Here is a 12,108-nt window from a genome sequence, read left to right on the forward strand (position 1 = left end):
GAGGCACCGGGCGAGGAGGCCCTCAGGGCCTCCGGCTCTGCTCGCGCATGATGCGACGGATCAGGTCGAAGCGCGCCTCGGGGACGTGCGCGTAGTAGTGCGGGTTCTCGAAGTCGCGCTCCTCGGGCCGGCGCTCGCCGCCGAGGTAGGTCTCGTAGACCCCGCCCGCCCGGCGCACGATGAACCCGGCCGCGGCGACGTCCCACGAGCTCGCGCCGAAGCAGAACGTGGCGTCCGCCCACCCGGCCGCGACCCAGCACAGGGCGACGGCGCTGCTGCCGATCGAGCGGCGCTGGGAGAAGGAGGTGCTCAGCTCCGCGAGCTGGGAGAGCGCCAGGTCGGGGAAGTGCACCAGGTCGCGGGGCAGCGGGAAGTCACTGATCACCGTGGCCCGGGACGGCTCCGCCGCACCGCGGCTGACCAGCAGCTCGTCGTTCAGGAAGGCGCCCCGCTCGTCGGCCCAGAACAGCTGGTCGTTGACCGGGTCGTAGACGACGCCGGAGACCATCTCGCCGTCGAGCTCGACGCCGATGCACACGGCCCACAGCGCCATGCCGCGGGCGAAGTTGGAGGTCCCGTCGATGGGGTCCACGTGCCAGGTCAGCACGCCCTCGCCGGGGCCCGCGGCGTCGTCGGCCCCCGAGCGTCCGCCCTCCTCGCCGATGATCGCCGAGCCGGGGAAGGCCTCCCGGATGCGCGCCCGGATGTGCTCCTCGCTGCGCCGGTCGAACTCCGTGACCAGGTCGTGGAAGTCCCGCTTGAGGTCGATCTCCAGGTCGGGCGCCCGGAAGCCCTCCAGCGCGATCCGCCCGGCGCCGCGCGCCGCCTCGATCGCCAGCTCCGTGATGCCTCGTACGTTGGTCACGCGCACCGCGCCTCCATCCCTGCTGCTCGCTGCCTCGGATACCTGCACTCTATCGGCGGAGCGCGACGCCGCGGCGGTCAGCTCCCCCGCTTGAGCCGCTCCACCACGCCCAGCAGCTCCTCGACGTCGGCCGCCGGCTCCTCCAGCACGGCACCGGCGCTCAGGGCCGCCGTGTAGTACAGCCCGTCGCCGATCAGCAGGATCGCGCGGGCGGTGGCCCGGTCGCCGACCTCCTCGACGATCAGCTCGAGCCACCGCTGGTGGATCTCTGCGATCGCGGTGCGCGCCCGGGGGTGCGCCTCCTGGCCGAGCTGCAGGGTGGCCACCAGCGCCCGGTCCAGGCCCGAGTCCTCGTACACGGAGCTGCGCACGTAGTAGGCGCAGGCGCCGTCGGGGGCCGCCCTCATCTCCTCCATGTCCTGCGCCGCGAGCTCGCCGAGGCGCTCGAGCAGGCCGTCGGCGAGCGCGCCCTTGTCCTTGAAGTGGTAGAGCAGACCCCCCTTGGAGACCTCCGCGCGGGCGGCCACGGCCTCCAGCGTGGCGGCGCGCTCCCCCTCCTCGATGAGGATGGATTCGTAGGCGTCGAGGATCTTGCTGCGAGCACTCATGATCTCGACCATATCGCCCTTGCGATGAACCGTCCAGACGGTACAGTAGTCATCGGGCCACACCCCGGCCCGCATCACCACGTCCGTTTGGGAGAAGCCTTGTCCACCGCCCTCGCCCGCCCCCGGCGCAGCGTCCATCACTCCAGGCGCTGGGCCGCGCTCGTCGTGCTCATGCTGCCCGTGCTGCTGGTCGCCGTCGACAACACGGTGCTGTCCTTCGCGCTGCCCCCCATCTCCGAGGCGCTGGGGCCCTCCGGCAACCAGATGCTGTGGATCGTGGACGTCTACCCGCTCGTTCTCGCCGGCCTGCTCGTGCCCATGGGCAGCCTGGGCGACCGGATCGGGCGGCGGCGGCTCCTGCTGATCGGCGGCACGGGGTTCACCGTCCTCTCGGCCGCGGCCGCCTTCGTGCCCGACGCCGCCTGGCTGATCGCCGCGCGCGCCGGCATGGGCCTGTTCGGGGCGATGCTGATGCCCTCGACCCTCTCGCTGATCCGCAACATCTTCGAGGACGCCACCGAGCGCCGGACCGCCATCGCGATCTGGGCCGCCGGCTTCTCCGGCGGCGCGGCGCTGGGGCCGATCGTGGGCGGCTTCCTGCTCGAGCACTTCTACTGGGGCTCCGTGTTCCTGCTGGCCGTGCCCGTGATGGTGCCCCTGCTGATCCTGGGGCCGATCCTGGTGCCGGAGTCCCGCGACCCCCGGCCGGGCCCGATCGACCCGCTGAGCATCCTCCTGGTCATGCTGACCATGACGCCGCTGGTCTACGGGATCAAGACCTTCTCCACCCACGGCTTCGGCGTCGAGACGGTGCTGGCGCTGGTGATCAGCGCGGCGGCGGGCTGGGCCTTCATCCGGCGCCAGCTGCGCCGTCCGGAGCCGATGCTCGACGTCCGGCTGTTCGCCAACCCGGTGTTCTCCGGAGCGGTCTCGGCCAACCTGCTGAGCGTCTTCTCCCTCGTGGGCTTCCTGTACTTCGTCTCCCAGCACCTGCAGCTGGTCAGCGGGCGCTCCCCCATGGAGGCCGGGTTCTTCCTGGTGCCGGGGCTGGCCGTGACCATCATCTCGGGGCTGGCGGTGGTGCCGATCGTGCGGCGGGTGCGACCTTCGCACGTCGTCGCCGCCGGGCTGCTGCTCAACGCCGTGGGCTTCGCCGTGATCGGCATCGCGGGACCGATGGGGTCCGACCTGGGGCTGGTCCTCGCCTTCGTGATCCTGGGCGCCGGCATCGGGGCGGCGGAGACGATCTCCAACGACCTCATCCTCAGCGCCGTGCCCGCGCACCAGGCGGGCGCCGCCTCCGCGATCTCGGAGACCGCGTACGAGACGGGCGCGGTGCTCGGCACGGCAGTGCTCGGCTCGATCCTGAACGCCGCCTACCGATCCCACGTGGAGGTGCCCTCCGCGGTGCCCGCCGGGCAGGCCGAGGGGGCGGGCGAGACCCTCGGCGGCGCGGCCCAGGCGGCCGGCGGGCTGCCGGACGACCTGGCGGGTCAGCTCATGGAGTCCGCGCGGCACGCCTTCGACTCCGGCGTGGCGATCACCTCGGGGATCGGCGTCGTGCTGATGCTCGCGGCGGCGGTGATCGCGCTGCGCACGCTGCGGACCGCGAGGAGCTGACCGCCGGGGCCGGCACATCGCGCTGCGCGCCGCGAGGAGCTAGCCGCCGGGGCCGGCAATTTGACGTCGCGTTGCGCAACCTGGATTCACGCCGAGACGCGGTGTGACTCATCGTTGGGCCCGGGGCCCGCCTCTTCCTAGAGTGAACCCACTGTTCACCCCGAGAAGCGGAGCACCCCGATGCGGAAACTCATCCTCCTGGCCCTGATCGGCCTGGCCGCGCAGCTCGTGGACGGGTCCCTGGGCATGGCCTACGGGGTCACCTCCTCGACGCTGCTGCTCACCGTGGGGCTCGCCCCGGCGGCCGTCTCCGCGACCGTGCACCTGGCCGAGATCGGGACCACGCTGGCCTCCGGGGCGGCGCACTGGCGCTTCGGCAACATCGACTGGCGGATCGTCGGCTTCATGGCGGTCCCCGGCGGGATCGCCGCCTTCCTCGGGGCCAACGTCCTGACGGCCTCGGGCGACGCCGCGGCGCCGGTCATGTCGCTCATCCTGCTGGGGCTGGGGGTCTACGTCGTCTGGCGCTTCCTGCGGATGCCGGACCGGCGCCCGAGCTTCACGGGCAGGGTCCCCGGCTTCCTCCTGGTCCCCCTGGCCGGGGTCGCCGGGTTCATGGACGCGATCGGCGGAGGCGGCTGGGGGCCCGTGGGGACGCCGACGCTGCTGGCCTCGGGGAAGATCCATCCGCGCAAGGTCATCGGCTCGATCGACGCCTCGGAGTTCGTGGTGAGCGTGGGCGCCTCGGTCGGCTTCCTGCTCGCGCTGGGGCACCAGGGCATCGACCTCCCCTTCGTCCTGGCGCTGCTGGTGGGCGGGGTGATCGCGGCCCCGGTCGCCGCGTACCTGGTGCGCTGGCTCGCACCCCGCATCCTGGCGGTGGGCGCCGGCGGGCTGATCATTCTGACCAACGCCCGGACGCTGCTGGGGACCGACGCCGTGGGCGGGGCGATCCCGGCCGGCGTCGGGCCCGCGGTCCTCGCCCTCATTGCCCTCGCCTGGGCGGCCGGCATCGTGTGGGCGGTCCGCCGGGAGTTAGCGGACCGACGCGTCGAGCGTTCGGCCTCGGTGGTTCCGGCGCCCGACGGCGTGGGGAGCGACGTCGAGCGCTGACGGCGGCCCGGGTGACGCCGGCCCACGGCCGACGTCCGAGAGTGACGACAGCCGGGACTGACCGCGGCTGGGACTGACCGCGGCTGAAGCTGACGGCGGTCGGGACTAGCGGTGGCCGGGGCGGCGAAGGCGGCCGGAGAGGCACCGCTGCCGGACCGGCGCGGGGCCCGGTGGGAGCTCCGTCGACGGGCCGGCGGTGCATGCCGGAGCGGAAGCGCCGGCCGTTTGATCGAGCGATATATGTGCTGACCTCAACTAGCCGTTTTCGGAGTTATCGCACCGAAAATCTGCGTCCATGGCCCAGGACCCACCCCCTCACAGCGAACAGCCCGATTTTTCGGAGGGAAAGCTCCGAAAAACGCTAGTTGTGTGAAGCTCTGCTGTTCTTTCTGACCTGTTTCTCTCCGATCCGTTTCCCCTGACCTTCTTCTCCCCGATCCCCTTCCCCCTGATCTGCTTCTCCCCAGCCCGTTTCTCTCTCGCCCTCTTCTCCCCAGCCCGCTTCCCTTTGGCCCAGTTCTCCCCGGACCGTTTCCCCCTGGCCCGCTTCTTTCCGAGCCGCTTCTTTCCGGATCGCTCTGGCCCGACGAGCCCAGCAGTCGCGCTGCGTAGGCATCCTGCCTGCCCTCAGTTCGTCCCCGCGATCCTTCCCCGGCCGGCGCCGCCCGGTTCGAGCTCCGAGCCCCGAGGGACCGGACGCCGTCGTCATCCCCCGGCCTTCAGCCCCTCGAGCCGCCACGCCGGCCGGGGCGCCCGCTCCCTGGCCGCCGACTCGGCGAAGGCGGCCCGGCACGCCAACACCGCCGGGTGCTGGGCCCGCCCGCTGCGCACCGCGGTGAACAGCTTCCGCCGCGGGTCCCCCGGCAGCGCCACCAGCCGCGTCCCCTCCAGGTGCTGGACCGCGATCAGGGCGGGGATGAAGGCGACGGCGTGCCCCGTGCGCACCAGTTGGGCCTGCAGCAGCGGGTTGAGGGTGTCGAAGTGGGCGCGGGGCTCGAAGCCGACGCCGCGGCACATCGCCCGCGCCCACCGCCCGCTCGCCGCGTCCGGCGGGTCCACCGCCCACGGCGCCTCCGCGAGGTCGGAGAGGTACCGCGGCGGCTCCGCCAGCCGCCCCTCGGTCGGCAGCACCAGGTGGAGGGGGTCGGTGACCAGGTCCACGCGGTCGACGCCGGGATGGATCGGGTCGGGCAGGCCCGGGTACTCCTCGCCGAGGATGACGTCGAACTCGTGCGAGAGCAGCCCCTCGTACGCCGGGCCCACCTCCCGCTCCGCGATCTGCACCTGCAGCTCGGGGTGGCGCTGCTCCAGCAGCGTCAGGGCGGTGGGGGCGATGGTCAGCAGCGCGCTCTGGAACGAGGCCATCCGCAGCACGCCGCTGACCTTCTCCTGCGAGGTCGCCAGCTCCGCCTCGGCCAGCTCCAGCCGGGCCAGCAGCGCCTCGGTGTGCTCCACCAGGGTCACGGCGTCGTCGGTCAGCCGCACCCCGCGCCCGACCCGCTGCAGCAGCTGCACGCCGGCCTCGCGCTCCAGCAGCCCCAGCTGCTGCGAGACCGCCGACGGCGTGTAGGACAGCGTGCGGGCGACCTCGGCGAGGGTCCCGAGCCGGTACAGCTCGCGGAGCATCCGCAGTCGCTGGAGGTTCAGCATCGCACCCTTCCGATCATTAAGACTCAGTGACGGTTTTCCATTAGATACATTCGCTAGACTATTGGTTTCCGGGCCTCCATGCTGGATGCATGCCCATCGCCCCTCGCACCCAGCCCTGCCCAGGAGCCGCCTCATGACCCGCACCGATGCATCGCCGCGGCTCGGCGGCGGCGTCGCGCTCGTCGTCGGCTCCTGCTTCTCGCTGCAGTTCGGGGCCGCGATCGCCACGCACCTCTTCCCCATCCTCGGCGCGTGGGGCGTGACCTCCCTGCGCATGCTCATGGCGGCCGTGATCCTGCTGGTCGCGGTGCGCCCGCGCATGTTCGGCTGGACGTGGCGGCAGTGGCGCTCCGTGATCCTCTTCGGCGCGGCGCTGGCGGGGATGAACGGCTTCTTCTACGCCTCGATCGACAGGATCCCGCTGGGCGCGGCCGTGGCGGTCGAGTTCCTCGGGCCCCTGGTGCTGGCCGCGGTGCTCTCGCGGCGGGTGGCCGACTTCGCGATGGTCGGCGTCGCGCTGGCGGGGATGTGCCTGCTGGGGCTGGAGAGCTTCCTGGGGGCGGTGGGGCTGGATCCCCTCGGGGTGCTGTTCGCCCTGATCGCGGGGGCGTTCTGGGCCGGGTACGTGCTCTCGAGCGCACACGTGGGCCAGGCGGTGCCGGGGACCGGCGGGCTGGCAGCGGCGATGGGCGTCGCCACGGTGCTGATCCTGCCGATCGGCGCCTCGAGCGCCGTGCAGGCCTTCGCCGACTGGCGGATCCTGCTGCTCGCGGCCGTGACCGGGCTGCTCGCCTCAGTCATCCCCTACACCCTGGAGCTCGCGGCCCTGCGCCGGCTGCCGAGCAACGTCTTCAGCATCCTGCTCAGCCTGGAGCCGGCCATCGCGGCGCTGGCGGGCTGGGCGCTGCTCTCGCAGGCCACCGGGCCGATACGCCTGGCCGCGATCGCGCTGGTCATCATCGCGAGCGTGGGCATCACCGTCTCCAGCTCCCGGGCGCGGAAGGCCGCGGCGGGCAAGGCCGGAGCCGAGGAGGAGCCGGTGGTCGGCGTCGGCACCGGCGCGCTGCCCGTCATCGAGCCCACGGAGGAAGACGAGTCCGTGCTGGGCGTCAGGACCGGGGCGATGCCGGTGGTCCGCTCCGAGGAGGACCCCGACGACGCCGGGGAGCCGGGCAGGAGCGATGACAGCACAGGTAATTAAACTAGTTGTTTAAAATAAAGTGTTGAAGTTTTTCCATGGGAACCCTATTCTCTTCCCATGACCTCGATTCCCGAACACCCCGGCGACCTCTTCACCCCTCCCCAGCCGGAGGAGGCACGAGCCCACCGCGTCTACGCCTCCCTGATGCGCATAGCCGAGCGGCATGCGACGACGCCCGAGCAGCGCGACCGCCAGATCCACCCTTCGGTCCTCGGCGCGCACGAGGCCGTCCGGCTCGTCTCGTTCCTGCTCGGCGGGATCGCACAGCTCGACGACGAGGAGCCGGAGGTGGACCAGGTCGACATCACCGCCGCCCTGACCCTCCTCCCCCTGGCCCGCAGGGAGATGGACGAGCTGGAGAGCGGGCTCCTCCAGATGGCGCGAGGTCGCGGCCTGACATGGCAGGACATCGCCTTCGGGCTGGGCCTCGGCACCCCGCAGGCGGCCAAACAGCGCTACGAACGGCTGCTCAGTCGCACCGCCCCCGTCGCAGAGTCCCCAGAGGCCCCGGAGTAGAGCGCGCCCGCTCGCCCCCTTTCACCGCTACGCTGAGCCTTATGCTGCCGTTCCTGCTCATCCAGACCCGCTCCCACGACGACGTCGTGGCGGACGAGCTGCGCTCCACCGCGCGGCTCGGCGGTTTCGGAGAGGGACAGCTGCTCTCGATGCGCCTGGACCGGATCCTGGACGCCCGGGCTCGGCAGAGCGGCGACGGAAGCGACGCACCGGGCGACGAGTCGTCACGCGACAGGACGCGGCATGACGAGGCACGGGAGGACAAGGTGCGGCATAACAAGTCGTCGCCCTCCGCGCCCATCGACTGGCCCACGATCCTGGACGGCCACGCCGGGGTGATCCTGGGCGGCAGCCCCTTCAACTCCACGGACCCGCAGGAGTCGAAGTCGGCCCTACAGGTGCGCGTCGAGGCGGAGTTGCGGCGCCTGCTCGACGAGGTCGCGCGGCGGGACCACCCCTTCCTGGGCGCCTGCTACGGGGTGGGCACGCTGGGCCTGCACCAGGGCGCCGTCGTCGACGACCTCTACGCCGAGCAGGCCGGCCCGGTGGAGATCACCCTGACCGAGGAGGGGGCGCGGGACCCCCTGCTGGCGGGCATGCCGCGTACGTTCCAGGCCTTCGTGGGGCACAAGGAGGCGATCCGCCGACTGCCGGGGCACGCCGCCCTCTTAGCCGCAGGCGTAGCGTGCCCGGTGCAGATGTTCCGGGTGCAGCGGAACATGTACGCGACCCAGTTCCACCCCGAGCTCGACCTGGAGAGCCTCCTCTACCGTCTGCACATCTACGCGGATCAGGGGTACTTCGACCCCGAGCGCGCCGAGGAGACGTTCGCCGCCGCCCGGGCCGCGGTCGTGGACCGGCCCGCCATGATCCTGCGGAACTTCCGCGAGCGCTACGGCCACTGAAGGAGGGCCGGACGGCCTCCGTCGGAACGTCGCCCCATGGGAACGTCACCCGGCGGCACGTCAGCACGGCGGCGCGTCGGGCCGCCGGAACGACGGGCGCCGCCGCCCACCCGGCTGACGACTTGCTCACGCCACGCTCGATGAGACCATCTTTGCTTTACCCTTCAACCAAAAACCTCCGGGAATAAGGCCCACACCAAGGGCGTTCCATGTTTAGTTCAGTTTTGAAATGAATCGGGAGCACACCATGCAGATCGGCATCTTCAGCGTCGGCGACGTCACCCAGGACCCCACCGACGGCACCACGCCCACCGAGCACGAGCGCATCAAGGCCACGGTCGCGATCGCCCGGAAGGCCGAGGAGATCGGCCTCGACGTCTTCGCCGTCGGCCAGCACCACAACCCGCCGTTCGCGACGTCCTCGCCCACCACCACGCTCGCCTACATCGCCGCGCAGACCGAGCGCATCATGCTCTCGACCTCGACGACGCTGATCACCACCACCGACCCGGTGCGGATCGCCGAGGACTACGGCATGCTCCAGCACCTCGCGGACGGCCGCACGGACCTCATGCTCGGCCGCGGCAACACCGGCCCGGTCTACCCCTGGTTCGGCAAGGACATCCGGCAGGGCGTCCCGCTGGCGATCGAGAACTACAACCTCCTGCACCGGCTGTGGCACGAGGAGGTCGTGAACTGGAGCGGCAGGTTCCGCACGCCGCTGCAGTCCTTCACGCTCTCCCCGCAGCCGCTGGACGGCGTCGCGCCCTTCGTCTGGCACGGCTCCATCCGCACGCCGGAGATCGCCGAGCAGGCCGCGTACTACGGCGACGGCTTCTTCCACAACAACATCTTCTGGAACAAGGAGTTCACCGGCCAGATGATCGACCTGTACCGCGAGCGCTACGAGCACTACGGCCACGGCGCGGCGGACCAGGCGATCGTGGGCCTGGGCGGCCAGTTCTTCATGCGCCGCAACGCGCAGGAGGCCCGCCGGGAGTTCCGCCCCTACTTCGACAACGCGCCGGTCTACGGCCACGGCCCCACCATGGAGGACTTCACGGACCAGACGCCGCTGACGGTCGGCTCCCCGCAGGAGGTCATCGAGAAGACGCTGTCCTTCCGCGAGTACGCCGGGGACTACCAGCGCCAGCTGTTCCTCGTGGACCACGCGGGCCTGCCCCTGAAGACCGTGCTGGAGCAGCTGGACCTGTTCGGCGAGGAGGTGCTGCCGACGCTGCGGCGGGAGTTCGACGCCGCCCGCCCCGCGCACGTGCCCGAGGCCCCCACCCACGCCTCGCTCGTCGAGCGGCGGCGCGCCGGCGCCGACCCGGTGCCCGGCGGGCGCGAGGACTCGCCGGCCGGAGAAGCGCGCCGGGCCGAGCGGGATCACCAGGCGGGCCAGGAGCCCGGAGCCGAACGGGAGCGCGGGACCGCCGCGCGGACACGTGAAACCGATCAGGAGCGCCCCGCGACGCGGACGGAGGAGACCCGATGAGCGCGCCGACCATCGCCGTCGTCACCGCCGGCCTCTCCGAGCCCTCCTCCACGGCCCTGCTCGCCGACCGCCTGCTCGAGGCCGTCCAGGCCCGCCTGCGCCCAACGGGCGCGGAGGCCCGCGCCGTCAGGATCGACCTCCGCGGCCTCGCCCACGGCATCGCCGACCACCTGACCATGGGCTTCCCCTCCGGGAAGCTGGCCGCGGCCCTGGACGCCCTGCGCGGAGCGGATGCGGTCATCGCCGTGACCCCGACCTTCAAGGCGAGCTACACCGGCCTCTTCAAGTCCTTCTGGGACCTGGTGGAGGACGGGGAGCTCGACGGCGTCCCCACCCTGCTCGCGGCGACCGGCGGCACTGCCCGCCACTCCCTGATGATCGACGTCGCGATGCGCCCGCTCTTCGCCTACCTCAGGGCCGACGCCGTCCCCACCGGCGTCTTCGCCGCGACCGACGACTTCGGCGCGGACGAGTCCCTGCAGCGCCGCATCGACCGCGCGGCCGGCGAGCTCGCGGAGCGGATCCGCCGCCGCACCGGGGAGCCGGCGCACGACGTCGCCCCGGCCGCAGCACCCGCCGGTCCGGCCGAACCCGGGGCCGTTGAGACGAGGTCCGCCGCCGGGGAAGAGCTCTCTCCGGCTCCCCGGCCCTTGAGGAGCGAGGAGACCGCACCGGGCGATCCAGCTCTCACCGCACCCAGTGGTGACGAGTCGTCCCCCGATCCGGCACGAGCGGCCTCCGGCACCGCGTCCCATCGAACCGCCCACCGCGCGAGCGGTCTCCCGCCGCTGCGCGTCACGCCCTTCGAGCAGCTGCTCCGCCAGTAACCCCGCCGGACGCGGCCGGGCCCGTGCGCACGCGCGCCCGGGCCCGGTGTGCCTTCCCCACGAGCCCGCAGCACCCGCCGGACGCTAGAGGCTCACCACCCCGTTGACGACGAAGGCGATGCCGATGATCGCGAACAGCGCCGAGGTCACCACCTCGAGGGTCACCCAGTACCGCCGCACCAGGCGGATCACCGGGCCGCTGGAGGCGAGCCACGCGAAGGTCGAGAACCAGGCGATCCCGACGACGAGGATGACCGCCAGCAGGATCGCGGTCTGCCAGCTCGGGTAGCCCCGGCTGAAGAAGGGGGCGAAGAGGGCGGTGAAGAAGATCAGCGCCTTGGGATTCGCGAGGTTGGTCCCCAGTCCCCGCAGGTAGGAACGGCCGATCGTGGAGCGGTGCCCGGTGACGCTCGGCCCCTCGCCGCCGAGGGAGCGACGCAGCGCCCACAGCCCCGAGGCACCCATCCAGAGCAGGAAGGCGCCGCCGAGGATCTTCAGCGTCGGCAGGATGCCGGGGGCCAGGGCCACCACGGCACCCAGGCCGAGGGCCGCCGCCGTCATCCACAGCAGGTTCCCGGTCATGACGCCCTGGGCGGCGGAGAGGCCGAGGGCCCGCGGACGCGGACCCTGTCCCCCGCCTCCGCGCGGTGCAGACTGCTGGAGGATCATCAGCAGGTCGGGGCCCGGCGAGGCGATCGCCACCACCCAGGCCGCGATCAGCGGCAGGACCACCTGTAGCGTCAAGGACTCGCCTCCCTCTCCTCGCGGCGCGATCCGCCGCGAACCTCCTCACGCTATACCACCCGGGGACTGTGTTTCACGTGAAACGACAACTCTTCCAAGATGCGTTCATCGATTCCCTCGTCAGGCCCAATGCGGGCCCGCAGCAGTGACGAGCACGGCGCGCCGAAGGCCGGCCCCGCCGAGGTAGAGCCAGCTATAAGGATCAGTAGCGCCGTCTCCACTGCGCCCGGCCCGTCCGCCGCCCCAGACTGGTTCCATGATGATCAGCAAATTGACGGCGCTCCTGGGGATCCTGGGCCAGCGACCGGACCTGGTGATGGCCCTGATGACGACGGCGGCGGCCGCGACCCTCCTGATCGTCACCCTCGCGGCGCTGCGGTCCGCGGCGCGCTCGCCGCATCACCCCGCCGCCTCGAAGGCGCGGTGGGCCCTGGCCATCGTGGGCCTCCCCCTGCTCGGGGCCGCGCTGTGGTTCCGCGCCGAACGGGCCCCCGGGACCACCGAGGACACCGGAAAGGCCCGGCGGCACCCGCGCTCGATGGCCCTGCGCTGATCCGGCCG

The 12,108-nt window shown here is 72.0% G+C and carries 12 protein-coding genes; 8 read left to right on the forward strand and 4 right to left on the reverse strand.

The features are described 5' to 3' along the window. Window positions 1-22: 22 nt before the first annotated feature. A complete protein-coding gene (locus tag EWV39_RS04415; protein WP_165313135.1) occupies window positions 23-865 on the reverse strand; it encodes an inositol monophosphatase family protein in 843 nt (280 codons plus the stop codon). A gap of 77 nt (window positions 866-942) precedes the next feature. Continuing rightward, complete coding sequence (locus EWV39_RS04420; protein ID WP_129657038.1) at window positions 943-1,473, reverse strand: TetR/AcrR family transcriptional regulator; 531 nt, start codon at window positions 1,471-1,473, stop codon at window positions 943-945. A gap of 99 nt (window positions 1,474-1,572) precedes the next feature. Between EWV39_RS04420 and EWV39_RS04425 the strand changes: the two genes are divergently transcribed. Both EWV39_RS04425 and EWV39_RS04430 read left to right on the forward strand, forming a co-directional pair. Beyond that, complete coding sequence (locus EWV39_RS04425; RefSeq protein ID WP_420329937.1) at window positions 1,573-3,093, forward strand: MFS transporter; 1,521 nt, start codon at window positions 1,573-1,575, stop codon at window positions 3,091-3,093. A gap of 180 nt (window positions 3,094-3,273) precedes the next feature. Continuing rightward, on the forward strand, window positions 3,274-4,206 hold the full coding sequence (locus tag EWV39_RS04430) for a sulfite exporter TauE/SafE family protein (RefSeq protein ID WP_129657042.1): 933 nt from the start codon (window positions 3,274-3,276) through the stop codon (window positions 4,204-4,206). Between the two features lie 705 nt (window positions 4,207-4,911). Here EWV39_RS04430 and EWV39_RS04435 read toward each other — a convergent pair. Beyond that, the gene (locus EWV39_RS04435; protein WP_129657044.1) at window positions 4,912-5,856 is read right to left on the reverse strand and encodes a LysR family transcriptional regulator; all 945 of its coding nucleotides are present in this window, start codon (window positions 5,854-5,856) and stop codon (window positions 4,912-4,914) included. Window positions 5,857-5,989: 133 nt separating this feature from the next. Between EWV39_RS04435 and EWV39_RS04440 the strand changes: the two genes are divergently transcribed. The 5 genes from EWV39_RS04440 to EWV39_RS04460 all read left to right on the forward strand — a co-directional run bounded on the left by EWV39_RS04440 (window position 5,990) and on the right by EWV39_RS04460 (window position 10,803). Continuing rightward, a complete protein-coding gene (locus EWV39_RS04440) occupies window positions 5,990-7,057 on the forward strand; it encodes an EamA family transporter (protein ID WP_129657046.1) in 1,068 nt (355 codons plus the stop codon). A 57-nt stretch (window positions 7,058-7,114) separates the two neighbouring features. Continuing rightward, a complete protein-coding gene (locus EWV39_RS04445) occupies window positions 7,115-7,573 on the forward strand; it encodes a DNA-binding protein (protein ID WP_129657048.1) in 459 nt (152 codons plus the stop codon). 41 nt (window positions 7,574-7,614) lie between these two features. After that, on the forward strand, window positions 7,615-8,478 hold the full coding sequence (locus tag EWV39_RS04450) for a glutamine amidotransferase (RefSeq protein WP_129657050.1): 864 nt from the start codon (window positions 7,615-7,617) through the stop codon (window positions 8,476-8,478). 247 nt (window positions 8,479-8,725) lie between these two features. Continuing rightward, window positions 8,726-9,976 (forward strand): LLM class flavin-dependent oxidoreductase, encoded by a 1,251-nt coding sequence (locus tag EWV39_RS04455; protein WP_129657052.1) that lies wholly within the window; start codon window positions 8,726-8,728, stop codon window positions 9,974-9,976. Continuing rightward, entirely contained in the window at window positions 9,973-10,803 is an 831-nt protein-coding gene (locus tag EWV39_RS04460; protein WP_129657054.1) for a CE1759 family FMN reductase, read from the forward strand. Before EWV39_RS04455 ends, EWV39_RS04460 begins: the two co-directional genes overlap by 4 nt. A gap of 84 nt (window positions 10,804-10,887) precedes the next feature. Here the strand turns inward: EWV39_RS04460 and EWV39_RS04465 are convergent, their stop codons facing one another. Then, window positions 10,888-11,547 (reverse strand): LysE family translocator, encoded by a 660-nt coding sequence (locus EWV39_RS04465; protein ID WP_129657056.1) that lies wholly within the window; start codon window positions 11,545-11,547, stop codon window positions 10,888-10,890. Between the two features lie 256 nt (window positions 11,548-11,803). On the opposite strand from EWV39_RS04465, the gene EWV39_RS04470 reads away from it, so the two are divergent. Next, window positions 11,804-12,100 carry a PLD nuclease N-terminal domain-containing protein gene (locus tag EWV39_RS04470; protein WP_129657058.1) on the forward strand — a complete coding sequence of 99 codons (297 nt, stop codon included), beginning with the start codon at window positions 11,804-11,806 and terminating at the stop codon, window positions 12,098-12,100. Window positions 12,101-12,108: the final 8 nt, after the last annotated feature.

It is taken from the genome of Rothia halotolerans, from assembly GCF_004136635.1.
GTDB lineage: Bacteria > Actinomycetota > Actinomycetes > Actinomycetales > Micrococcaceae > Rothia > Rothia halotolerans.